19 protein-coding genes and 1 CRISPR repeat array are annotated in these 24,235 nt (G+C 40.0%); of the genes, 2 read left to right on the forward strand and 17 right to left on the reverse strand.

From position 1 onward, the window contains the following. Position 1: 1 nt before the first annotated feature. Positions 2 to 1,042, reverse strand: coding sequence for a hypothetical protein (locus tag ACYQ1I_RS03310; RefSeq protein ID WP_459762442.1), 1,041 nt, complete (start codon positions 1,040 to 1,042; stop codon positions 2 to 4). A gap of 608 nt (positions 1,043 to 1,650) precedes the next feature. Between ACYQ1I_RS03310 and ACYQ1I_RS03315 the strand changes: the two genes are divergently transcribed. Further along, on the forward strand, positions 1,651 to 1,926 hold the full coding sequence (locus ACYQ1I_RS03315; protein WP_459762444.1) for a hypothetical protein: 276 nt from the start codon (positions 1,651 to 1,653) through the stop codon (positions 1,924 to 1,926). A gap of 710 nt (positions 1,927 to 2,636) precedes the next feature. Here ACYQ1I_RS03315 and ACYQ1I_RS03320 read toward each other — a convergent pair. From ACYQ1I_RS03320 to ACYQ1I_RS03390, 15 genes are all read right to left on the reverse strand, one after another. Next, positions 2,637 to 3,296 (reverse strand): hypothetical protein, encoded by a 660-nt coding sequence (locus tag ACYQ1I_RS03320; protein WP_459762446.1) that lies wholly within the window; start codon positions 3,294 to 3,296, stop codon positions 2,637 to 2,639. A 172-nt stretch (positions 3,297 to 3,468) separates the two neighbouring features. Beyond that, positions 3,469 to 4,576: direct repeats of the CRISPR family, unit length 30 nt; unit sequence GTTTCAATTCCTTATAGGTATCTCTAAAAC. A gap of 295 nt (positions 4,577 to 4,871) precedes the next feature. Then, positions 4,872 to 6,701, reverse strand: a complete 1,830-nt coding sequence (gene glmS / locus ACYQ1I_RS03325; RefSeq protein WP_459762447.1) for a glutamine--fructose-6-phosphate transaminase (isomerizing) — start codon at positions 6,699 to 6,701, stop codon at positions 4,872 to 4,874. 409 nt (positions 6,702 to 7,110) lie between these two features. After that, positions 7,111 to 8,457 carry a phosphoglucosamine mutase gene (glmM, locus tag ACYQ1I_RS03330; protein ID WP_459762449.1) on the reverse strand — a complete coding sequence of 449 codons (1,347 nt, stop codon included), beginning with the start codon at positions 8,455 to 8,457 and terminating at the stop codon, positions 7,111 to 7,113. A 312-nt stretch (positions 8,458 to 8,769) separates the two neighbouring features. Further along, positions 8,770 to 9,315: a 2-oxoacid:ferredoxin oxidoreductase subunit gamma family protein gene (locus ACYQ1I_RS03335; RefSeq protein WP_459762451.1), complete on the reverse strand. Its 546-nt coding sequence runs from the start codon at positions 9,313 to 9,315 to the stop codon at positions 8,770 to 8,772. Position 9,316: 1 nt separating this feature from the next. Continuing rightward, on the reverse strand, positions 9,317 to 10,063 hold the full coding sequence (locus tag ACYQ1I_RS03340; protein WP_459762453.1) for a thiamine pyrophosphate-dependent enzyme: 747 nt from the start codon (positions 10,061 to 10,063) through the stop codon (positions 9,317 to 9,319). Then, positions 10,063 to 11,124 carry a 3-methyl-2-oxobutanoate dehydrogenase subunit VorB gene (locus ACYQ1I_RS03345; RefSeq protein WP_459762455.1) on the reverse strand — a complete coding sequence of 354 codons (1,062 nt, stop codon included), beginning with the start codon at positions 11,122 to 11,124 and terminating at the stop codon, positions 10,063 to 10,065. Before ACYQ1I_RS03345 ends, ACYQ1I_RS03340 begins: the two co-directional genes overlap by 1 nt. 28 nt (positions 11,125 to 11,152) lie before the next feature. Beyond that, positions 11,153 to 11,383 (reverse strand): 4Fe-4S dicluster domain-containing protein, encoded by a 231-nt coding sequence (locus ACYQ1I_RS03350; protein ID WP_459762457.1) that lies wholly within the window; start codon positions 11,381 to 11,383, stop codon positions 11,153 to 11,155. Positions 11,384 to 11,448: 65 nt separating this feature from the next. Next, positions 11,449 to 12,120: a nucleotide-binding protein gene (locus ACYQ1I_RS03355; RefSeq protein ID WP_459762459.1), complete on the reverse strand. Its 672-nt coding sequence runs from the start codon at positions 12,118 to 12,120 to the stop codon at positions 11,449 to 11,451. Positions 12,121 to 12,131: 11 nt separating this feature from the next. Beyond that, complete coding sequence (gene buk / locus ACYQ1I_RS03360; RefSeq protein WP_459762461.1) at positions 12,132 to 13,208, reverse strand: butyrate kinase; 1,077 nt, start codon at positions 13,206 to 13,208, stop codon at positions 12,132 to 12,134. Between the two features lie 28 nt (positions 13,209 to 13,236). Continuing rightward, entirely contained in the window at positions 13,237 to 14,148 is a 912-nt protein-coding gene (ptb, locus tag ACYQ1I_RS03365) for a phosphate butyryltransferase (protein ID WP_459762463.1), read from the reverse strand. Beyond that, positions 14,141 to 15,229: a butyrate kinase gene (gene buk, locus ACYQ1I_RS03370; protein ID WP_459762465.1), complete on the reverse strand. Its 1,089-nt coding sequence runs from the start codon at positions 15,227 to 15,229 to the stop codon at positions 14,141 to 14,143. Before buk (ACYQ1I_RS03370) ends, ptb begins: the two co-directional genes overlap by 8 nt. A 255-nt stretch (positions 15,230 to 15,484) precedes the next feature. Next, the gene (locus ACYQ1I_RS03375) at positions 15,485 to 17,212 is read right to left on the reverse strand and encodes a sigma 54-interacting transcriptional regulator (protein WP_459762467.1); all 1,728 of its coding nucleotides are present in this window, start codon (positions 17,210 to 17,212) and stop codon (positions 15,485 to 15,487) included. Between the two features lie 30 nt (positions 17,213 to 17,242). After that, a complete protein-coding gene (locus tag ACYQ1I_RS03380) occupies positions 17,243 to 18,466 on the reverse strand; it encodes a CdaR family protein (protein WP_459762469.1) in 1,224 nt (407 codons plus the stop codon). Further along, positions 18,459 to 19,286 (reverse strand): diadenylate cyclase CdaA, encoded by an 828-nt coding sequence (gene cdaA, locus ACYQ1I_RS03385; RefSeq protein WP_459762471.1) that lies wholly within the window; start codon positions 19,284 to 19,286, stop codon positions 18,459 to 18,461. The genes ACYQ1I_RS03380 and cdaA overlap by 8 nt, the downstream gene beginning before the upstream one ends. 377 nt (positions 19,287 to 19,663) lie before the next feature. After that, the gene (locus ACYQ1I_RS03390; RefSeq protein WP_459762473.1) at positions 19,664 to 20,827 is read right to left on the reverse strand and encodes an iron-containing alcohol dehydrogenase; all 1,164 of its coding nucleotides are present in this window, start codon (positions 20,825 to 20,827) and stop codon (positions 19,664 to 19,666) included. A gap of 833 nt (positions 20,828 to 21,660) precedes the next feature. On the opposite strand from ACYQ1I_RS03390, the gene ACYQ1I_RS03395 reads away from it, so the two are divergent. Beyond that, a complete protein-coding gene (locus ACYQ1I_RS03395) occupies positions 21,661 to 22,896 on the forward strand; it encodes an argininosuccinate synthase (RefSeq protein WP_459762475.1) in 1,236 nt (411 codons plus the stop codon). A gap of 75 nt (positions 22,897 to 22,971) precedes the next feature. Here ACYQ1I_RS03395 and ACYQ1I_RS03400 read toward each other — a convergent pair whose 3' ends face one another. After that, a complete protein-coding gene (locus ACYQ1I_RS03400; RefSeq protein WP_459762477.1) occupies positions 22,972 to 24,150 on the reverse strand; it encodes an NAD(P)-dependent malic enzyme in 1,179 nt (392 codons plus the stop codon). Positions 24,151 to 24,235: the final 85 nt, after the last annotated feature.

Here is a 24,235-nt window from a genome sequence, read left to right on the forward strand (position 1 = left end):
CTTATTTTATCTTTAAGTTTGGATTCAAAATAGAAAATTTATAAACTTGATGTTCTTCTTTCAGCAGGTTTACTTCTTTCCATTGTCCCTTTTCCAGTATATTTTCATGCAATAGAACATCATCACCATTTGTAAGTCTTACAAAATCAAGCCTGTACTTATGACCATTTCCAGAAGCATAAACATATATCATTGAATCAACCTTTTCAGCTTTTTCTATTTTGTCAATAAGTCCATACCAATTTTCATAGATAATTCCTACAAGGAACTTGGCATCGTAATCCCAGTGGTGAAATGGATGACATAGAAAATCTTCAGGAATATAATCGATTGATTTAATTTTCCAGCTATCAGTAGGCGTTTTTTCTGTTGTGATCAGCCCATAATAATAAGCAAAAAAACTGGGTTGCAGTTGATTATCTTCATTCTCTTTATAAGATGGCCCTGTAATTACTTCAATTTCCACCATATAATATTTTATCTTATCTTTAGTATTTGAAGGCTGATACGCAGGATAGAGTTTAAGTAGGGTCATATGTCCAATTCCAGCAAAGGATTCTACAAACTCCTCTAAAGTCATTTTCTGTTGGGCATCCTTAGTTAGAAGTTCATAAGCATAAGGATATGGAATTTTTGACCATCCTATGGTACCACATCCACCATGATATACGCTCATATTCTCTGCATCCTTTAATATAGCATAATAGGCCTGAATTACATCTTCAGGTGTATTAAAAGTTGTTTGAATATAGGGCGATTCAATTGGAGCATGAATAAAATCCTTAGCATCATATTTCAGCTTTAATACTGATTCCTTGGATGGACGCTGGAAGCGTTCAGTATCATCATTTATTTCATTAGAATTAAATACAACTTGTGTAAGCTCCTGTTCTGACTTATTATTGGTATGGATATATCCACCCATTGCAGGTTGAACAGTTTTGTTTTTATTCGAAATTATCATCCATAAACCCATCAATATAATTGCCAGTATCAAAATTAATAGTAAGTAAAATTTTAATCTTCTTAATACAATTACCATTCCGACGATCACCCCTTAATTATTTATGACAGGGTGAATTTTTTATTACTGACACATTTCAGATATAATTAGAAAGTACAAAAAGGTATAAATGTTATAAAAGAAGAAATATGGTTTCAGGTAGATGTTCTTACTTGAACCATGTTTTTATAGTAGAAATTTATTTTCTGTGATAGCTGTTTTTATGGTAGTAATTTTTGTGTTATACATTCTTTCAATACCTTTAAATCAATACTTTTATCTATTCTTTTTCTGTTAAGAAATCTATTTATCCTTTTCACTTATTCCTTAAACGTCCCACTAACAAGCAATTCCCGCGCAAACGAGGATTTCTCCTGCACCTACTACGGGAATTTGGAATCGAGTTTATTATCAATATACACATGGATTTCTATACTCGACTTCCCTCTTTCTCGATATACTTGATTCCGCTACAATCTTCTTAAATAGAATTCTCTATAGTCAACCTCTACAATGGCTTTTTCAATTTCTTTAATAATCCTGCTTTTATCTCTATTGAGTTCTCCTTCTTAAAAAGTTACGGAATATTCGTTGAGAGCGAGGCAGAGGCAGAATTTGCAGAACAATTATAGCAATGAGGATGCTTTTTGATAGACCAACACAATCAGATCCAAGAACTATCAAGCAATGGAATGGCTATGTGCCGGATTTTTTTACTTCTTGATTACAATTCAATGAAGCCAGCTGCCATAGCAGAGGTTTTTGGGTTTTATACCGATGAATATAAGGAAAAAGCAAAAGAAAAGATTGCTTTCTTCAGTAGCCTGGATAAATATGATTTTGTTTATTGGAGAAAGTATAATGGGGATTCGATCCCTATATGGAAACTAAAGGATATTCAGAATAAATTACGTAAAAAATAGATCACTACTCCCCTTACTTTAATAATGTTTATTAAAATTAAAGTGTTTAAAGCGCTTTAAATTGGTCATACTTATAATATGATGAAGAAGGATAAGGTTAGTTGAAATTTTTCTATTGAATAATGTGGCTAAAATTTCAGCATAAAATTTTGCTTAAACTCTTGCACTTTCCATTTTACTTAGTTATACTCTTAGTATAAGCATATATTTTAGGTCATTGATCGGAGTGGAATGAAAAAGCAGGTGCTGCAACACCTGCTTTTTCGCTATCTTACTGCATTGATTAGAGATGCAATTGCCGTAATAAGTGCAGCAACTGCCAGTAAGATTTCTGTGACTGTTTTCTTTTGTTGTTGAGTCATTGATCGAAGTTTCACCTCCTTTCGGAGTATGACTAAATTATACCACGTAAGGAATATATCGTCAGCAAAATATTCTAATCCTGAAGGATAGAATTATACTATAAGGCTAAGCACTAGAACTTCTCCTCATATCATAATCATTATAGAAATTGTATCAAACAAAATTCTACGGAATATTCCCCTTTATAAAAATAAGAATCCCTTTAAGCAGGTAAAGCCCCTGGTTTGTTGATTATGCTATCTGCAATCAGGGTTTTACCAATATCAGTAAATAACTGAAATAAAAAAGACCTTTAAAGAGTTGTCTGTTCTTTAAAAGCCTGAAATATAGAAAACTTGTTGTAATAATTAACCCCGTTCTTTACTCTGCTTTTTTTCTTTAAATTTAATCTTTTCTATGGTACCATCCTTTAGTTTCATGATCTTCATATAGATATTCCCCGTGCTGTATTCTGCCCCCTCCCTAAGGGGAGTTCCGGATTCTTCATACAGGTGGCTAATTAATCTATCCGTAAGCATTTCTTTATCTTCAATCATACCATCGGAATATTCATATTCATCTTGAATTGTATGCATATCTACATTAAGTTGGCCCTTTTCAAGGGTAGAATTAGCAGGCACTAGATATTTCTGAATGATAAAAACAATAGCAATGGCTATTGTGCCTAATATTAAATCAAGCATGGTTTCACTATAAACCAACATTTTTCTTGCGATTGCAAATAGCACCAGCTCTAATATACTCCTTGAAGAATGGGTGAGAAGCATCAAAACCATCTCTACACCAATTACCAGTAATAGGGCAATACTTAGAAATGCTTTAAAGATGTTGTAGATGCCTTCAATGTCTGAAACCGCAATAATTGCTAAGTATTTAAACAAAATTACCAGCCCCAGCAGAATTGCCAAAACAATACATAAGGCTATGCCAAATTCCATATGCATGGCACATTTTATGAGCTTGCCTTTAAATTTATCTAAATTCACCCTTCCCACCTCTGCTTCCATAGAATATTGTATACTACCATATTATCATAATCATTTATTAATTAGTACCTTTCTTAATCAATCGATTATGAATATTTAGATTATTTTTAACAGAAGTATATTTCACTCAAATATAATAGCCGAACTCACAGATCACTGTAGAATTCGGCTATTATATATTCATCAAAAGACAGCTTTAAATCCTTATAGGTATCTCTAAAACTTACTGCATATGGGAGATTTATTGAGTGCTATTGCGGGCTTGCAGATGTTTCAATTCCTTATAGGTATCTCTAAAACGCCAAATATACCTATTTCTACATTGTGATTATCAAGTTTCAATTCCTTATAGGTATCTCTAAAACGGAGAAAACCTTTCTAGTTTCAGTCCTTCAAGCTGCCGTTTCAATTCCTTATAGGTATCTCTAAAACCTAGGATACGTACTATGGATTATATTCCTGTGATTCCGTTTCAATTCCTTATAGGTATCTCTAAAACTGGAGAATTTCAACCAATACAAAGCCGAAGGAATGGGGTGTTTCAATTCCTTATAGGTATCTCTAAAACTCGTCAAGGCGGGCAAGCCAATCGACACCTTTTCGGTTTCAATTCCTTATAGGTATCTCTAAAACAGACTGTTGGGCAGTGCGAATTTGCGGATTACCCTAGTTTCAATTCCTTATAGGTATCTCTAAAACGGGATGGGCCAATCCTAATATGTTTAGTGATTATTTGTTTCAATTCCTTATAGGTATCTCTAAAACAAGGAAACTGTGGAATTACTAAAGGATTTGGAATCAGGGTTTCAATTCCTTATAGGTATCTCTAAAACCATCATTTGTATATGATGCGGTTCTGTCGAATAAATGTTTCAATTCCTTATAGGTATCTCTAAAACCATGTTACTATGCCCAAAGTTTCTTTGGGTGTTCCGTTTCAATTCCTTATAGGTATCTCTAAAACTGATATCAAGGTGTTACAACAAAAGAAATCCTAATTAGTTTCAATTCCTTATAGGTATCTCTAAAACTTGGTTTTTTACTATCCTTTCCCTTTTGCTACTGGCTAAAGTTTCAATTCCTTATAGGTATCTCTAAAACGGATTAATCACATTAACTGTTCAGCAAACAAGTCCTGTTTCAATTCCTTATAGGTATCTCTAAAACTGGAAGCCCAGCAAGCTAGGGCAGAAACAAGAGAAGCGTTTCAATTCCTTATAGGTATCTCTAAAACTATGCACAAGCCAATCCAGAGCTATTTGAGGAAAACGGTTTCAATTCCTTATAGGTATCTCTAAAACCCATTGCACATATTGATCTTACTACATTTTTATAAAATTGTCAAAAGTCATTTTTACTCCAATTTTTTTGATTTTCTCCCCTTGAAACAACTTGTTTAGTTGATATTTCAATACTTTTAGTAAACAGAAAAATTGTCGTCGATCTCCAGGGTTTTTTACGCTATTGGAGGTCGACGACAATTAAAACTACAATTTTTGTATTTTGACAAATCCATACTAACAAAATACAATCATTTTAAAATAATGTGTTTTCTAATAGATTCGCCTTTTTTGCAAGGCTAAGAAACCTTAACCCCTACTCAACCGTCACTGACTTGGCTAAATTTTTAGGCTTATCAACGTCGCAGCCCCTGGCAACGGCAATATAATAAGCTAGAAGCTGTAGCGGCACAACACTTAAAATTGGGGTTAATTCATCCATGGTATCAGGTATATAAAGCACCACATCAGCAGTCTTTTCAACCTCTTTATTTCCTTCCTTGGCCACTGCCACCACAAAGGCGCCTCTGGCCCTAACCTCCTGAATATTGGAAAGCATTTTTTCGTAGAGGTGATCCTGGGTGGCCAGGGCTATAACCAGGGTTCCTTCCTCAATAAGGGCAATGGTACCATGCTTTAGCTCCCCGGCTGCAATGGCAAAGGAATTGATATAGGAAATTTCCTTGAGCTTCAATGAACCTTCATGGGCCACATGGACATCCAGGCCTCTGCCCATGAAGAAAACACTCTCGTTATTGAATTGACCATCGGCCAACTGCTGGATTTTGGTGTAGTGATCTAAAATATCCTTTATTTTGTCGGACATGGTTTTTAATTCGTCTATTACCTTTTTATAGTCCTCTTGGGTAATGACTCCCTTGATGCTGGCCATATGAAGGGCAATCAAATACATGGCCACCATCTGGGTGGTATAGGCCTTGGTAGAGGCCACTGCGATTTCTGGTCCAGCCCAAGTATAAAATACATCATCTGATTCCCTGGCTACAGAGCTGCCCACTACATTGACAATGGATAAAATTCGGGCTCCCTTCCTCTTGGCCTCCCTCAAGGCCGCCAATGTATCGAGGGTCTCTCCGGATTGGCTGACGGCAATAAAAAGGGTATTTTCATCTACAAAGGGGTCACGATAACGGAATTCAGAGGCTACATCTACCTCTACAGGGATTTTAGCAAATTTTTCAATGGCATAGCGCCCTACTAGACCTGCATGGTAGGCAGTTCCGCAGGCCACGATATAGACACGATTAATGTTGTCCAGGTCAGCCTTGGTCAGCTTAATACCATCCAATACAATATTTTCATCCTTGTCTAGCCTTCTTAACAGGGTTTCCGAGACTCCCTTGGGCTGCTCGTGGATTTCCTTAATCATAAAATGCTCGTAGCCTTCCTTTTCGGCTGCCTCGGCATCCCAGGTGACATGGAATACTTCTCGATCCATTTGCTGACCTAGTTCATTATAAATTTTCACTTGGTCACGGCTTAAAAGCACCACCTCGTCATTTTCAATCAGATGCATCTTACGGGTGTATTTCAACAAGGCAGGAATATCTGAGGCAATAAAATTTTCCCCTTCTCCCAACCCCACAATTAGGGGACTATCCTTTCGTACAGCCACAATTTTATCCGGTTCGTCCTTGCAAATGACTCCAATGGCGTAGGCTCCCTCCATCTTTCTGATGGCACGATTGACCGCCTCTAAAAGATCACCCTCATAATAATGATCAATGAGGTGGGCAATAACTTCTGTATCGGTGTCTGATTTAAATTCTATTGATTTCTCTTCAATCAGCCATTCCTTAATTTTCATATAGTTTTCAATAATCCCATTGTGGATGACAGCAATATTTCCTGCCACATTGGTATGGGGATGGGCATTACGGTCAGAAGGCTCGCCATGGGTGGCCCATCGAGTATGACCGATTCCGATTTGCCCCTGTAGGGTTTCTGCTTCAAGATGATCTGCCAACACACTTAGCCTTCCCTTAAATTTACGAATGTGGATTCCATCTTCATTATATACAGCTATGCCTGCTGAGTCATAGCCTCTGTATTCCAGCTTGGATAAACCCTCTACCAAAACTGAGGTAGCTTCTTTATTTCCTATATAGCCAACAATTCCGCACATATAATTTTCTCCTTTCGAGATAGCTTTTAATTTTAGTTTTTGCCGATCCATTCATTCATAAAACATTTATCAGTAGATTTCCAGCTTTGAGCCAGTAGCCCCAAAAAAGGCAACACAAAAAAGCCTCTGAAAAAAGCTTAAAAAAGCCCTCCACAGACCTTTCACTCGAACCCTTTTGTCCTATCGATCGCTCGATAGTTTTGTAGGCACTTTCTCGGTGGTGAAAACACCGCAGGGCATCCGCCGAATTTTTCGATAAACCCTGTTCCTCGTCAGCTCAGTCAAAATCTTGCCGAGCTCTGGCGCTTGATTTTCCTTATTTAGTTGTAGCCTTGTTCATTGGCATTCCCCCTTTCAAAATGGTCGGCAGCAGTCAGCCCTATGCTGACCGCTCCCTCTTATTATAAACTTAATTGAGCTTCATTTCAATCATCTTTGCCAAACCAACTGCCAAATCATTTAACTGGGTCTGATCCTTCCCCTCCAGCATAACCCTTACCAATGGTTCAGTTCCCGAGGGACGAATCAATACCCTTCCTTGGCCCTGAAGCTGAGCCTCGATTCGATTAATTTCCTGAACAATGGTTGGTTCTTCCAAATAGGCATTCTTTTTATCCTTGCATACCCTGGCATTAACCAGTACCTGAGGATAAGCAGTCATCATGCTGCTTAATTTCGAGAAGGCCTTGTTCTCCTCTACGATGGTGTCAGCCAATTGTACTGCGGTTAACAGACCGTCGCCAGTGGTATTATAGTCAAGAAAGATAATATGACCTGATTGTTCTCCTCCCAGGGAGTAACCATTTTGCAGCATTTCTTCCAAAACATAACGGTCTCCAACCTTGGTTTTGGTTATTGCCATGCCCCTTTCCTTAAGGGCAATATCCAGACCAATGTTGCTCATAACTGTAGCCACAATGGTGTCCTTTTTTAAGGCACCATGCTTCTTTAACTTGCTTCCGCATATTGCCATTATATGATCACCATCAACAATTTGACCCTTTTCGTCAACTGCAATAGCCCTGTCAGCATCACCATCAAAGGTAATGCCTATATCAGCCTTTACCTCCTGCATATAGACCTGTAACACCTCAGGATGGGTTGAGCCGCATTTTAGATTAATATTTAATCCATTGGGCTGATCATTAATGGCATATACTGTAGCTCCCAGCTCCTTAAAAAGTCTTGGTGCTACCTGATATGCAGCTCCATTCCCCAAGTCAAGGGCAATTTTCAATCCCTTAAAGGATTGATTGATGGTGGATTTCAAATAGCTAATATATTCCTCAGCAGCATCCTTCATAATCGTTAGGCGACCCACCTGATCGCCCATGGCCCGATGAGGCACATCAAGTTTGTTTAATATATATGATTCTATCTTGTCTTCAATTTCGTCCGGCAATTTAAAGCCTTGATGATTAAAAAATTTGATACCATTGTACTCTGCAGGGTTATGGGATGCAGAAATCACCACTCCACAGTCTGCCCCCAGGGCTCTGGTTAAGTAGGCAACAGCTGGAGTAGGAATGATTCCCAGGGATATGACCTCAACCCCCATAGACATAAAGCCTGCCGCCATGGCAGATTCCAGCAGATCTCCTGAAAGGCGGGTATCCTTTCCAATAACGGCTTTACCTTGCTGTTTGTCCTTTAACAATACATAGGCACCGACTCTTCCCAACTGGTAGGCTAATTCCGGTGTCAAATCCTGGTTAGCAATTCCCCTGACACCATCTGTTCCAAATAATTTTCCCATCTGCAATCCTCCTTTAATGGCCTATCTTTTCCATTTTACCATAAACAGGCCTTAGTGACCAGTGGTTGAATTTTGCTTGTCAATTAATGGTCTTTAAAACTATTGTATGAAACAATATCATGATCGGTACACCAGCCCAATCATGACCATTCTTTAGATCAAAGCCTTCCTTTGGAAGATTGGACGACTTTATTGAGACCTATAAGGAAGACAGTCTTTCAAATATTTAAAAAGAGAACTTTCCTATTACATACAAAAAAAGCATGGAATGACAACCATGCTCTTTTTGTATGCTTTCATTATATTGAACTTTTACTTTCTAACCTCTTGTGCACCTCTTTCAAGGGCTTCCTTATTTAAAGGAATCAGGTGGGCCTTACCTTCCCCATATACCTTTTTAAAGGCTTCAATAACAGATTCTACTTCGACTGCCTTAGTTAGCTCTAAATAGGCTCCCAGCATTACCATGTTGGCCACACGGCTATTGCCAAGGTCATTGGCAATTTCATTGGCTGGAATATAGTAGGCCTCAACATCATCTCTGCTGGTTTTTTGGTCGATTAATGAGCTGTTGATTAGAAGCTTACCACCGGATACAATATTTTGCTCGAATTTTACCAATGAGGGAAGATTCATAATGATGGCAGCAGTGGCATCCTCCGTAATAATGGGTGATCCCACCGGAGTGCTGGATACGATTACGGCACAGTTGGCTGTTCCTCCCCTCATCTCTGGTCCATAGGAGGGTAACCAGGATACCTGCTTGTTTTCAATCATACCAGCGTAGGTTAAGAGCTGACCCATAGACATAACGCCCTGACCTCCGAAGCCAGCCATAATAATTTTTTCAGTCATCATATTATTTTCCCTCCTCTGGTGTTCGAAAATTTCCTAATGGATAATAAGGAATCATATTTTCTTCTAACCATTTCAACGATTCCACAGGAGTTAAGCCCCAGTTAGTAGGACAAGTGGAAAGTACCTCTACAATACCAAAGCCCTTGCCTTCCAATTGAACCTCAAAGGCTTTTCTGATTGCCTTTTTAGCCTTTCTGATCCCTGGAACGTTGTGTACGGTAACCCTTTCTACAAAGACCGCACCATCAATTGTAGCCAGCATTTCTGACATCCTTAAGGGCATACCAGAATGAGCAGCACTTCTACCTTGAGGTGCTGTAGTGGCTTTTTGCCCGATTAGGGTTGTAGGCGCCATTTGTCCCCCTGTCATACCATAAATGGCATTATTGACAAAGATCGTAGTGATTTTTTCGCCACGATGGGCGGCATGGATAATTTCCGCTGTTCCGATGGATGCCAGGTCTCCGTCTCCTTGATAGGTAAAGACCACATTGTCTGGCAATACTCTTTTAATTCCGGTGGCTACAGCCGGTGCTCGACCATGGGCTGCCTCGTGCATATCACAGTTAAAATAGTCATAGGCCAATACTGAACAGCCTACGGGAGCCACTCCGATGGCTTTTCCTAAAACACCCAATTCCTCTAAAACCTCTGCTACCAATCTATGAATAATTCCATGGGTACATCCAGGACAATAGTGAAATTGCTTATCGGTTAAACCTTCTGTCTTTTTGAATACAACTGCCATTATTTTGCACCCCCTAAAATTTCCTTCACCTTATCTATGATTGCTTCAGGAGTCGGAATCATTCCGCCGGTTCTACCATAGAAGTGAACAGGCAGCTTGCCGTTAACTGCAATCTTAACATCGTCAATCATTTGGCCTGTACTCATTTCAACAGACATAACCGCCTTTGCTGTGGCCGGAATCTGTTCAAAGGCCTTGTTAGGGAAGGGCCATAGGGTTATGGGTCGAATTAGCCCTACCTTGATACCATCCTTTTCTAAGGCATCAATGGCATTTTTAACAATTCTTGAAGTGGTGCCATAGGCCACCAATACCATTTCTGCTTCATCCATTTTGTACATTTCGTATCGAACTTCTTTTTCTTCCATTTCCTTATATTTTGCCTCAAGCTTCCAGTTGTGTTTTTCCAATTCTGCTGGATCCAGGGCCAAGGAATTAATAATATTAGGATTACGTTTTCCTTCTGTTCCTGTAGTGGCCCAATCCTTTGGAGGAAGCTCTCTTTTTGTCGGCTCATTAAATTCTACAGGCTCCATCATTTGACCAATCATACCGTCGCCCAAAACAATTACCGGGTTTCTGTAATAATCAGCTACATTAAAGGCCTCCATGGTTAAATCCACAGCCTCCTGTAGGGTAGCTGGTGCATATACCAGGTGTCGATAATCACCATTTCCGCCCCCTCTGGTGGATTGGAAATAGTCTGCCTGGGAAGGCTGAATTCCTCCTAGCCCTGGGCCCCCTCTACTGATATTGACAATAACGCAGGGTAACTCTGCTCCTGCAATATAGGAAATTCCTTCTTGCTTCAGGGCCATTCCTGGTGAAGATGAAGAGGTCATTACCCTTGCTCCGGTACCGGCGGCTCCATAAATCATGTTAATGGCAGCCACCTCTGATTCAGCTTGAACAAAAACACCATCTATTTTAGGTAATTCTCTAGCCATAAATTCAGGTAATTCATTTTGGGGTGTAATGGGATATCCGAAGAAATACTTACAGCCTGCCTTAATTGCAGCAGCACCAATTGCTTCGTTACCCTTCATTAATACTTTCGCCATCTGTTTCCCTCCTTACAAAATTTATCTATTATTTTTCTTCAACTGTTTCAATTGTGATTACTGCATCAGGACAAATTGTGGCACAGTTTGTACAGGCAATACATTTTTCCATTTCATCAACTGAGGCAGGATGATACCCCTTTACATTGATTCTATCTTTGTTCATTTTAACAATATTGACAGGACAAACAGTTGTACAAAGCTCACACCCTTTACAGCGATTTTCTTCAAACTTTACAAGTCCTCTTCTTTTAGCCATTTTACAACCCTCCTTCAAAGTATAGGTGAAACAAAAGCCTTCATCGACCAAAGTCTCCGGCAGTATTACATCCAGTCTTCCCGCATGATCATTTTTACTGGCATAATTGATCCCTCAAGATCATAGGGAAGCTGATTTATCAGTTCTTCCAGTACAGCTACATATTTAATGGGAATATTCAATGCACCAGAAACCTCTTTACACAGCCCTTGCCCCTTTAAGACCTCTTCTACCGTCGTATGCCTTAATAGATGGGTATTGTTGACTAACCCTGTCACCCGGGCCCGGGCTGCTCCTTCAATGGTGGTAATGTGTTTTATTACACCATTAAGCTCCTGGGTTTCGGGCCGATTCCCATTGATGACACAGAACATGTCATAATCATCACCGGTAAAATATTCTCGATAACGCCCCAAGGTTCGGGCACCCATGGAGTCGCCCCCGACATCCAGCACCACATGACAGCTTTGATCCTGCAGGGGACCCAATACATCTGCCGTGACTGAAGGCAAATCTGAGCCCGAGCCCTTGACATAGCTGGAAATCACCTTAATACCGTATTGCTCCAGTAATTGATGCTTTTCACGGCTTCGAAAATATGGATTAACCACGTCCAGGTCTGCCAAAGCCACCTTTTTCTGTTCCTTTGCCAGATTAATGGCATAATTTACAGCAAATTCTGTTTTGCCGCTGCCATAATGGCCGATGATGATTCTGATTCGTTTATCATTTAGCATAAACATCACCTTTATTGATATGACTTGGGTTCTTCTTCATTGCGAAGGACCCTTAATCCTCCCTCTGCCAGGGCGATCATTTCATCCTCTCCTGGATAGATAATTACCTCAGAGATGAATTCTACACTTTCCTTGATCCATTGGGTAAAATCTTTATCGTAGGCAATTCCGCCGGTTAAAATGATACCATCTACCTTACCCTTCAATACTGCTGCACAGGCACCGATTTCCTTGGAAACCTGGTAGGCCATAGCTTTATAAATCAACTCAGCTTTAGTATTGCCTTCTTCAATCATCTTAACAACATCCCTGGCATCATTGGTGCCCAGGTAGGCTACTAAACCGCCATTTCCCTTGATCATTTTCTTAATATCAGCATGGGTGTATTTCTCTGAATAACAAAGCTTGGCCAAATCACCCACCGGTAGTCCTCCTGCTCTTTCCGGCGAAAAGGGTCCTTCACCGTCTAGGGCATTATTTACATCAATGACCCGTCCCTTTTCATGGGCTCCAACAGAGATTCCGCCGCCTAAGTGGGCAACAATGAAATTCATATCTTCATATTTTTTCCCTGCTTCCTTGGCAGCTCTTCTTGCCACCGCCTTCTGATTCAGAGCATGGAAGATACTCTTCCTCTCTAATTCAGGCATTCCAGATATTCGTGCAATATCATTCATTTCATCCACCACAACGGGGTCTACAATATAGGCAGGGATATTTAACTGATTGGCAATTTCATAGGCGATAACGCCCCCTAAATTAGAGGCATGCTCTCCTAAAACACCAACCTTTAAATCCTCCAGCATGGCTTCATTTACTTCGTAGGTGCCTCCAGCAATGGGCTTTAACAAACCGCCCCGGCCTACCACGGCCGCCAGCTTAGTCAGGTTCATTCCCTTTTCATTTAGGGCCTCAAGAATAACCTTTTTTCTGAATTCGTATTGATCAAAGATTTTTTCATATTTAGCGATTTCCTCATTGGAATGTCTTAATACTTCCTCAAATACTGGTTTTTCATTATCAAATATGGCAATTTTAGTCGATGTTGAACCAGGATTAATTGTTAATATACGATATACTTCACTCACCTTTGAATCCACCTCTCTATAATCGTTTCTATTGAAATAGCTTAGCTGCACAGAGAACACCCAGGGCTATGGAGTAAAGCTTGGCTTCATCGCTATCGGCCCTAGAGGTCAATACCACCGGAGCCTTGGCACCCACAATCACTCCTGCATTTTTAGCCTTTGCAAAAAACACCATGGATTTATATAATACATTACCCGCCTCGATATCTGGAGCAAGTAAAATATCGGCATAGCCTGCGACCGGATGGTCAATTCCTTTATGTTTGGCTGCTTCCACTGAAATTGCATTGTCTAGGGCAAAGGGCCCCCCCACAACACAGCCTATAATTTCTCCCTTTTGATTCATTTCTTCAAGGGCCTGGGCATCCATTGTATCAGGCATTTTAGGATTGGGCTTTTCTTTAGCACAGATTACCCCTACCTTGGGTATTTCTATATCCAGTGCCTTAGCTACCTCTACTGCATTTTCAATAATCTGTTTTTTAGTTGGAAGATCTGGATCTATGTTCATGGCGGCATCGGTTACCAAAAATAGCCTGTCGTAGCCAGCTACATCAAAGACAGCTACATGGCTTAACACATTCCCTGTTCTAAGACCTACCTCCTGATTCAAAACGGCCTTCAGGATAATAGAGGTATCTACCAGCCCCTTCATAACCATATGGGCTCTACCGCTGGAAACCAGCTCAACAGCCTTTAATGATGCTTCCGCCAGATCTTTAATATCAATAATTTCAAATTGATTTACATCTATTTTTAATTCTTTGGCAATGCTAGTAATCTGTTCTTGATCTCCTACCAGAATTGCATCGGCAATTCCTTCTTTTTTAGCTGCATTGACCGCCAGCAGTACCTCCTGGTCTTGAGCACAGGCAACGGAAATGACCTTTGGCCCTCTTTGACGGGCAATTTCCATAACCTCTTTAAAGTTCTTAATCATTAATTTCCACCTCTTTTTCATAGATCTTTGCTTTTTCCTGCCCTGAAAGCACCCTTAGGGCACCTTCATTTAATGCCTTCATTTCATCCTCCCCTGGATAAATCTTTATGGGGGCAATAAAGGCAACTCTCTCAATAATTGCTTCCATTAGCATTTTGGAATAGGCTAAACCACCGGTTAAGACAATGACATCCACCTTACCCTTTAGCACTGTTGCCATTGAGGCGATTTCCTTTGCAATTTGATAAGCCATGGCAAGATAAACAAGCTTTGCCCTTTCATCCCCAGCCTCGATGAGCTTTTCAACATCACGGGCATCATTTTTCCCTGTATAGGCCGCTAAGCCACCTTTGCCCCTGAGCTTTCGCTTCATTTCATCGGCAGTATATTTACCTGAAAAACATAGCTTTGCCAAATCGCCCACCGGCAGCCCCCCGGTTCTTTCGGGGGAAAAGGGTCCCATTTCATTGGCATTATTATAATCCACCAGCTTGCCCTGCTTTACCGGAGCAACTGAAATGCCCCCACCCAAATGGGCCACGATCAAATTAATTTCATCTAAACCCTTACCCAAGCTGGCAGCAGCCCGATGAGCAACGGCCTTAATATTCAGGGCATGCCCCAGGGATCTTCTTTCAATTTGAGGTAGTCCAGAAATCCGGGCTACAAGCTCAAATTCATCCACTGCTACAGGGTCTACAATGAAAGCCTCTACCCCTGCCAGCTCTGCAATGGATTTGGCAATCAGACCACCCAGGTTGGAAGCATGCTCCCCCTGGTATCCTGTTTTTAGATCCTTTAACATGGCCTCTGTCACCACATAGGTTCCCCCTGGCATTGGTCTTAATAAACCGCCTCGACCAACCACAGCCTTAAGCTGGCCTGACTGGAAATCGTTTTCATTCATCCACTTTAAAATAATTTCTTTTCTCAGGTCATATTGCTCTGATACACTCTTAAATTTCTCCAATTCTGTTGGGGAATGGTTTAAATTCGCCTGTAAAATATTATCTTCGTCTTTGAATATAGCAACCTTGGTTGAGGTTGAACCGGGGTTTATCACCAGAACATATTCTTTCATTTGATTCACCTCATCTCGATATGAAATTCATGATGCCATTCTTACCTAATTATGAAAAGCAATTGTTTACGAAATCTGCTATTATTAGCATTGCAAAAGCTATGCCAAATTATTTGCTCGATTGAAAATTGTTTTTTGTTGAAATTTCAATAATGATTCTTGGAAAATACAGTTTCTTATAGCACTAATATCCAATTAACTAATTGTATGCAAAGTTTTGCATGAAAAAAGCTGCATGGTTCTATGCAACTTTTTTCATGATTGTTCTATTTTATATTTCTCCATCTTATAATATAAGTTGCGCAACGATATATCCAATTCCCTGGCAGCGGCTGTTCGATTGCCATTATTTTTTCTAAGACATTCCAGTATCAGATTTTTTTCCATTGCTTCTATGGCCGCCTTTAATGTTAGCTTTTCCTCCTGGAAATAGCTCGGATTACTCTTTAAAGCATTGGAAAGGATCTCCCGATCATTATCAAAGAATTTAGGAAGCTGATCCTTGGTAATCACCTGTTCATGGTATTTTAAATTAATGATGGCTCTACCTATATAATTTTGCAGCTCCCGTACATTCCCGGGCCAATCGTAATCCATTAGCTTCTCCAGGGCTTCTGGTGAAATATCCGACCCGTTTCGCCCAAATTCCTGATTGAATTTATCAATGAGATGAAGAACCAAGGGATAAATATCCTTTTTTCTTTTTCTTAAGGGAGGAATGAAAATAGGAAATACATTTAACCGATAATACAGGTCTTCTCTAAACTTCCCATTTTCAATAGCCTTTTCAAGGGGTAAATTGGTTGCTGCAATAACCCTCACATCGATACTGATAGGACTGGTTCCCCCTACTCGTATAATCTCCTTTTCTTGTAATACCCGAAGGAGCTTCACCTGAGTACTTAAAGGAATTTCACCAATTTCATCCAGAAAAATGGTCCCCCCATGGGCCTCTTCAAACAAGCCAATCTTACCACCCTTCCTGGCTCCCGTAAAGGCCCCCTCCTCATAGCCAAACAGCTCGCTTTCCAACAGAGATTCACTAATGGCGGCACAGTTCACCCTGACAAATTGATTATACTTTCGTTTTGAAAGATTGTGAATTGCATGGGCAAAAAGCTCCTTACCAGTACCGCTTTCTCCTCTAAGCAAAACCGCCACAGGGGTTAGAGCTGCCTCCTTGGCCTTTTCAATGGCCGCCAGCATCCCTTCATCCTTGGCGATAATATCATCAAAGGTATATCTGGCCTCGAGCTTTCGTATAATCTGCTTTGCCTGCATCAGCTCATTATTCAGTTTTTTAATTTCTGTCACATCATGTAAAACGCCTACACTTCCCTTAAGCTCGCCATCCACTATTAATGGCGCCGCATCGGCCAGTACTTCCCGGGCATGGGGGCCTACTTTTAAGCGGGCCGATTTCACCGGTTTTTTGGTTTGCAAAACCTGCATGTGTATGCTTTCTCCCTCAAATATATCTGTAGCGGCGGGCTTTCCAATGATTTCACTTTGATTTAGCCCTGTCAAACGGCTATAGGCTGGATTAATCAGTACATGAAGGCCTTTTTCATTACATACCGTGATGGCATCCTGGGTGGAATTAAAAACCGCCTCCAGCAAGCTCTGCATTTCCTTTAGCTCATAAATCTGATCATTCAAATCGATTATTTCGCTGATATCACGAAAAACCGCCACTGCTCCAATAACCTTACCCTGCTCATCCTTTACAGGCAACCGACTGGTAATAATATAAGTATTGCCCAGGGGCTGCTTCTGATTTAATTCAGCCTCCCCTGTTTTTAAAATATAGGGCAGCCTGGTGCTGCTAATATATTTTTCAATAGGCTGACCCATCACCTGGCTTTCTGTAAGACCTGTTAATTTTTCAGCTGCCCGATTAAACAGCGTAATTTTTCCCTTTATATCCACTGCAATCATGGCATCATGGGTACTGCTTAATATAACATCTAATTCCTTCTTCATGCTACCACCTCAATCTATCTGATGCTTGTATTAGGTTTCTGGAATAATGCGAATATTGAAGCTGCCTGGCTCGATGGTAGTACTTTTTAACTGCTCTGAAGTGATTCCATCAATGGTCACTTGGGGTACAATTTGGTGTTCTCCTTCATCTAATTCTGCTAAATCCAACACTAATTCAATATCTGATTCTTTAATGGAATCAGACAAGTCCTCTGCTAAAACCATTTTAAGGGTTATTTCTTCAGGAATTGACGTGGGATCTACAGCTAGCCCTTCCTCCAAGCCCTGGAAGGTAACATTAGATCGGTTTAAGGTAAAGCTTTTTTCTACTGCTGGCTTTACTTCAATTTTCAAGGTAACTGGCTCTTCATCAAATAATACAACTCCCTCTGGCAGCTTAAAGCTTATTTCCTGCTCCAGATTTTGGGTTAAATTGTTAAAATTCAAAGTCTCCGTTTCAATTGCTGTTAAGCCGGAAATCACCTCATCCTGGCCCCTTATGGCAATCTGATTGGGTTTTATCTCTATCTTACTGATTACATAGCCCGGAGCTGCCACAGCATTAATATTAGGTTCAATTTTAACTGTTTTAAGCCTGTCTATGGGTAAATAGACGTCAATATAGCCAGTCTTAACATCTACTGCTGTAATTTCTTGCCCCTTTTGATTAACTGCCTTCAGCGGGAGGCTGGCAACGATATTTTCTGAGGCTTCCCCTACCTCTAGCCTTGCCACCACTCGATCTACGGTATTAACAAAGCTCTCTGGCCCCTCTACCGAAACCATGGTGGGCTTAAACTGGGCCTCGTTCAATACATACCCACTCTTTGGCTTTCCAGAAATGACCAGGTCAACCTCCTTCTGTCGCCGAATCACTTCCTCAAGCTCCACCCGGATTGTTTTTGGTGAAAAATCAATTTCTATATTGGCAAAGCTATTAATTTCTACAGGAATGGTATTGGTTCCTATCCGGTAACCTAACAAATCTATTGAAGCCTTAATGTCTTCCTTTGAGATACTATAAACCTCATCCCTTCTTCCTTTGATAACAACTCGTATGTTGTGCTCTGTATTTCCCACCATCACCAGGCCCTGCTCCTTTAAAAGATCCAGATTTTCCAGCTGAACCGGTACATCATTAAAAGATTGAGTAACCGGAGGATTAATTTCCCCCATTACATAGGTCCACATTACCAAGGCAAAAAGTATCGAAATAATTTTGGCGGTTAGATTACGATTAAAGAAATTATTCATCCTTCTGCCTCCATTTCAACTTAATAAATTGCCACTGGGGATTTTCCTCTGTCTTAAAGGCATCCATCAGCATTCCTCTGAGGGCCTCTACATCCAGGAAGCGGCTCAGCTTCCCATATTCAGCAACTGAAATGGCCCCTGTTTCCTCCGAAACCACCACCACCAGGGCATCGGAACGCTCTGATATGCCAATGGCGGCCCGGTGTCTAGTACCAAGCTCCTTGCTTAAATTGGTATTTTCAGTCAAAGGCAATAGACAACCGGCTGCCATAATTTCAGTTTTTCTAATGATGGCTGCACCATCATGGAGCGGTGTATTGGGGATAAAAATATTAATTAGCAGACCCCTTGAAATTTTCCCATTGATCTTGGTTCCCGTTTCCAGCACCTCATTTAAGCCTATTTCCCGTTCTATAACGATTAATGCGCCAATTTTTTGTCTTGATAGAGATGCAACGGCCTCTGTTACCTCATCGGCAGTCATTTTGATTTCCTCATCTTCAATATCAACAATTGATTTCGTCAAAAACTTGGTTCTTCCGATGTATTCCAGAGCCCGTCTGAGCTCTGGCTGAAACACAATTAAAAGGGCAATGACCCCAACCTGAATGGTATTTCGCAAAATCCAGTTGATGACATGTAATTGAAGCCATTCGCTTACCTGCGTTGCAATTAATAATACCAGGATTCCCTTTATCAGCTGCTCTGCTCTGGTTTCTCGAATCAGCATATACAGCTTATAAAAAACAAAGGCTACAATGGCCATATCAACAATATCTTTTATACCTATATATCTAAATAGCTCTATTAATTGCTGCACGCTCAACACCTCTTGGCCTTATAATTTAAAATCATTCCATATCTTTATATTTCCCTACTTTCAAATAAAATCCTTTCCTAAAAGATAGGAAATTATATTCATATTTTTAATTATTTTTTAATAAATTAAGTATTGTTACAATAACAGCAAATACCCACTAGTAATAGTTTACTATAATTTCTCTTTTACTTAAATGGTCTACCTTTATTTTAATGATTTTTTAATGATATCTTCACACTTATTATCAGCATTCCCCACATCTGCTATATTATTGTTTAATTAAAAAAGTATACAATTATTTAAATCCATAATTTATACAGTAAGCAAGAAGTCCATTGGCAATAACCAATGGACTTCTTCTTTTATTAAGATTACGATTATATGGCATCTTTAAAGATCTGGATGATGTCATCTAAGGATGCTTTTCTTGGGTTTGTTAGGCTGCAGGCATCCTTCATGGCATTTTGTGACATAATTTTCAAGTCTTCTTCTTTGACACCCAATTCCTTTAACCCTCGTGGGATTCCGATATCCTTTGAAAGCCTGACTATGGCGTCCAAGGCCTTTTCGGCGGCATCCCTAACAGAAAGCCCTGTAATATTTTCCCCCAGGGCCTGGGCGATATCTGCCAGGCGGTTGGGGTTGCTGATCAGATTAAACCGTTCTACGTGGGGCAATAGGATGGCATTGCAGACACCATGGGGCAAATCGTAAAACCCTCCTAATTGATGGGCCATGGCATGGACATAACCCAGACTGGCATTGTTAAATGCCATGCCGGCAAGAAATTGAGCATAGGCCATATTGTTCCTTGCCTCAAAATTTTCTCCATTGGCTACAGCCTGCCGCAGATTTTCCCCGATCAGTTTGATGGACATTAGTGCAGCAGAATCTGTCAGGGGGGTAGCAGCTGTAGACATATAGGCTTCAACAGAATGGGTTAGGGCATCCATTCCTGTGGCGGCAGTTAAGGAAGCCGGCATCTTAATCATTAATACAGGATCATTAATGGATACAGTGGCTGTACATCGCCAATCAACAATGGCCATTTTCACATGGGTATTGGTATTGGTTATAATACAGAAACGGGTCATTTCACTGGCTGTACCTGCAGTAGTATTAATCGCGATTAATGGAATCATTGGCTTTGTGCTTTTATCAATTCCTTCATAGTCCCGTATATGGCCTCCATTTCCCGCCACAATACCAATTCCCTTGGCACAGTCATGGGCTGATCCTCCCCCCAGGGAAACAATTAAATCACACTTTTCCTCCTTAAATACCCTTAAACCATCATGAACATTTGTATCAGTAGGGTTGGGCTGGGCGCCTGGAAAAATAACTGCACTAAGTCCCGAATCTTCAATTATATTCTTTACCTGATCAGCAGTTCCCATCTTAAAAAGACCTGAATCGGTTACAATTAATGCTCTTGTCGCTCCCAGTCCCTTTGCCTGCTGGCCAGCCTGCTTTACTGAACCGGGGCCCATTAAATTTACTGTAGGCATAAAATAACCAAATACTTGATCTGCAATTTCCATCGTTATTCCTCCTTAATTTTTTTTAATTCACCTCCCTTTAAAGCAATACGTATGCCAGTTTATGAAAATCAACCAGAAAGCGGTTTTTTCAGAATATTCTCTTTATTGTTAAATAATCAACAGTCCTCTCTTGTTCCCTTTTGGTGCATTTTATAGTTTTATTATTGTACAACTGCGCTAAATTGAAACACATCTAATTTAAATATTAAATGTACTTCTCAAAAACCATAATCTATTATTATAAATTTAAAATTTAACAGTATTTTTTATAAAAAAAATAATCCCAACAGATGAGTTTATGGGATTAAATTCCAAATTAATATATCATTTTTTCGCTACCCTTGAAAATAAGTAATTTTATAGTAGAGTGGGTTTGTTATTTTATTAACCAGCATAAAACCGGGTAAATAATATCACCAAAATTAAATAGAAAAATAATAGGCTCGTGTCATCTTTGTTAAAAAGGCCACTATTTATTAGTATAATTGCTAATAAAAGAAAAAAGAACAGCAGGCTATTTCTTTTATCCTTTGGCAACGACATTTTAGCACCTCCAAAACATTATTTATTATTATAGGGTATTCCAAATTATAAAAATGGTGATTGAATATTTATGTCATTGAATAAGATTTGATGACTATTTATACGTAAATGTTGAATATTTAATTTTCCTCACTAATAAATTTTAAATTTGGTATTGATCCTTGCTTATCCAGAATACGCAAAATATAATTTGAAAATATTTTTGAATAAATATATCAAAAAATGATTGCATATTTATACACATCCTTTTATAATATTATTTATAAGATGATTATTTGGAGGGAAAAATTATGCAGAATGAAAAAGTCGTGTTGGCCTATTCTGGTGGTTTAGATACATCGGTCATTCTAAAATGGTTGGAAAATACTTATCAGTATGATGTTATAGCAGTATGTGTTGATGTAGGTCAGGGGGAGGATTTAAGCATAGTTAAAGAGAAGGCCCTTTCTACAGGTGCTATTAAGGCCTATGTCGTGGATGTAAGGGAAGAGTTTGTTACCGACTATATTTTTCCTACTCTAAAGGCCCATGCGGTTTATGAGGATGATTATTTACTTGGTACCTCCTTTGCCAGACCTTTAATTGCAAAAAAACTAGTTGAAATCGCTGAGAAGGAGGGGGCCGTTGCAATTGCCCATGGTGCCACAGGAAAAGGAAATGATCAGGTACGCTTTGAAGCTACCATCAAGGCAATGAATCCTAAGCTTAAAATAATTGCCCCCTGGAGAGTATGGAACCTGAAATCCAGGGAAGATTGTATTGACTATGCCTTAAAAAATAATATTCCGATTCCTGTTACAAAGAAGGATATCTACAGCCGTGATCAAAATATCTGGCATCTAAGCCATGAAGGCGGAAATCTTGAGGATCCATGGAATGAACATGACAGCAGTATTTATAAAATGACTACCGCTCCAGAGGATGCCCCTGATGAACCCACCTATGTGGAGATTCAATTTGAAAAGGGCATTCCTGTAGCAATTGATGGTGTAAAATATAATCCTGTTGATATGATTGCCTACTTAAATGAAATTGGCGGTGCCAATGGAATCGGTGTAATTGATATTGTTGAGAACCGTCTGGTGGGAATGAAATCAAGGGGCGTCTATGAAACCCCAGGGGGAACAATTTTGTTCCAGGCCCATAAGGCCCTTGAAAAACTGACACTGGATCGTGCAACTTTGAATTTTAAAAAGATCGTTGCAGAAAAATATGCCCAATTGGTATATGATGGGCTATGGTTTACGCCTTTAAAGGAGGCCCTTGATCAATTTGTTGATAGCACCCAGGAATATGTTAGTGGGCTGGTAAGGCTAAAGCTGTATAAGGGAACCTGCCTAGCTGTGGGCACTTCGTCTCCTTATTCCCTATACAACGAAGAATTTGTAACCTTCGGAGAAGATGAAGTATATAATCAACAGGATGCAGAAGGCTTCATTAATCTCTTTACATTACCCTTAACCATCAGAGCCTTGAAGAGAATGGAGGGTCAGGAAAAGGAAGAGGAAATTAAAAACATTATATAGTGGAATAAAATAGGCTGTCTTTAAAAGACAGCCCATTTTTAATTTCTAGCAATCGCTAAATGCATTGAAAAAAATCTAAATCCTGGCGACCCCTGACCGCTTAGCTGCCTCGGCCACTGCCTTGGCGACTTCCTCAGCAACCCTTTTATCCAGGGCATCGGGTATAACATAATCTTCTTTTAAATCTTGCTCTGGTATCATACTAGCAATGGCATAGGCAGCAGCAACCTTCATATCATCATTGATATCAGCTGCCCTGACATCCAAAGCACCCCTGAATATTCCCGGGAAGGCCAAAACATTATTAACCTGATTGGGGAAATCTGATCTACCCGTCCCTACAATTTTGGCCCCTGCCTTAATTGCTAAATCAGGCATAATTTCCGGAATGGGATTGGCCATGGCAAATACGATGGCATTTGGATTCATGCTGGCCACCATTTCTTCATCCACAATGTTTCCAGCAGATACGCCTATAAATACATCGGCCCCCTTCATAGCATCCCTTAGGGCACCTTGTTTTCCCTGTCTATTGGTGATTTCAGCCAGTTGAACCTTAAGCCAGTTGTTGTTGGCCTCTGAATCCCTGTAAAGGATTCCCTCTTTATCACAAACAATAATATTGGCTGCACCTAATGCAATCAGCATCCTTACAATGGCACTGCCTGCAGCACCAGCACCGTTAACAACAATATTGACATCTTTAATACTCTTTTTAACAAGCTTTAATGCATTGATAAGCCCTGCCGATACTACAATGGCCGTACCATGCTGGTCATCATGAAAGACCGGAATATCCAATTCTTTTTTCAGGCGCTCCTCTATTTCTATGCATCTGGGTGCAGAAATATCTTCAAGATTAATCCCTCCAAAGGTAGGCGCAATTCTTTTAACGGTTTCCACAATCTCATCAACGTCCTTGGTATCCAGACAAATTGGAAAGGCATCAACCCCTGCAAAGGCCTTAAACAAAACCGCCTTCCCTTCCATAACGGGCATGCCAGCCTCGGGCCCAATATCACCTAAACCCAATACGGCGGTACCATCGGTTACAACTGCAACCAGATTACCCTTGGCTGTATATTTGTATACGTTTTCTTTATTTTCATGAATCAGCTTGCAGGGCTCTGCCACCCCAGGGGTATAGGCCAAGCTTAAATCATCCTTGTTTTCAATCTTTACCTTGCTCTCAATCGATAATTTCCCCTTTTTTTCTTCATGAATTTTAAGGGACAAGCTCTGATAATCTAACATTATACTTCCTCCTTTTACTTTTTCTTTGCCACTCCCAATGTTATTCATCATGTTTAAAGTCTTTGTGCTTGATATTTGATAATAT

Source organism: Alkaliphilus crotonatoxidans, from assembly GCF_054658015.1.

Excerpts from the sequence above, each read along its gene's own strand:
- ACYQ1I_RS03310 (WP_459762442.1), bottom strand. The coding sequence starts at position 1,042 with ATGGTAATTGTATTAAGAAGATTAAAATTTTACTTACTATTAATTTTG.
- ACYQ1I_RS03320 (WP_459762446.1), bottom strand. The coding sequence starts at position 3,296 with ATGGAAGCAGAGGTGGGAAGGGTGAATTTAGATAAATTTAAAGGCAAG.
- glmS (WP_459762447.1), bottom strand. The coding sequence starts at position 6,701 with ATGTGCGGAATTGTTGGCTATATAGGAAATAAAGAAGCTACCTCAGTT.
- glmM (WP_459762449.1), bottom strand. The coding sequence starts at position 8,457 with ATGGGAAAATTATTTGGAACAGATGGTGTCAGGGGAATTGCTAACCAG.
- ACYQ1I_RS03335 (WP_459762451.1), bottom strand. The coding sequence starts at position 9,315 with ATGATGACTGAAAAAATTATTATGGCTGGCTTCGGAGGTCAGGGCGTT.
- ACYQ1I_RS03340 (WP_459762453.1), bottom strand. The coding sequence starts at position 10,063 with ATGGCAGTTGTATTCAAAAAGACAGAAGGTTTAACCGATAAGCAATTT.
- ACYQ1I_RS03345 (WP_459762455.1), bottom strand. The coding sequence starts at position 11,124 with ATGGCGAAAGTATTAATGAAGGGTAACGAAGCAATTGGTGCTGCTGCA.
- ACYQ1I_RS03350 (WP_459762457.1), bottom strand. The coding sequence starts at position 11,383 with ATGGCTAAAAGAAGAGGACTTGTAAAGTTTGAAGAAAATCGCTGTAAA.
- ACYQ1I_RS03355 (WP_459762459.1), bottom strand. The coding sequence starts at position 12,120 with ATGCTAAATGATAAACGAATCAGAATCATCATCGGCCATTATGGCAGC.
- ptb (WP_459762463.1), bottom strand. The coding sequence starts at position 14,148 with ATGATTAAGAACTTTAAAGAGGTTATGGAAATTGCCCGTCAAAGAGGG.
- buk (WP_459762465.1), bottom strand. The coding sequence starts at position 15,229 with ATGAAAGAATATGTTCTGGTGATAAACCCCGGTTCAACCTCAACCAAG.
- ACYQ1I_RS03375 (WP_459762467.1), bottom strand. The coding sequence starts at position 17,212 with ATGAAGAAGGAATTAGATGTTATATTAAGCAGTACCCATGATGCCATG.
- ACYQ1I_RS03380 (WP_459762469.1), bottom strand. The coding sequence starts at position 18,466 with ATGAATAATTTCTTTAATCGTAATCTAACCGCCAAAATTATTTCGATA.
- ACYQ1I_RS03390 (WP_459762473.1), bottom strand. The coding sequence starts at position 20,827 with ATGGAAATTGCAGATCAAGTATTTGGTTATTTTATGCCTACAGTAAAT.
- ACYQ1I_RS03395 (WP_459762475.1), top strand. The coding sequence starts at position 21,661 with ATGCAGAATGAAAAAGTCGTGTTGGCCTATTCTGGTGGTTTAGATACA.
- ACYQ1I_RS03400 (WP_459762477.1), bottom strand. The coding sequence starts at position 24,150 with ATGTTAGATTATCAGAGCTTGTCCCTTAAAATTCATGAAGAAAAAAAG.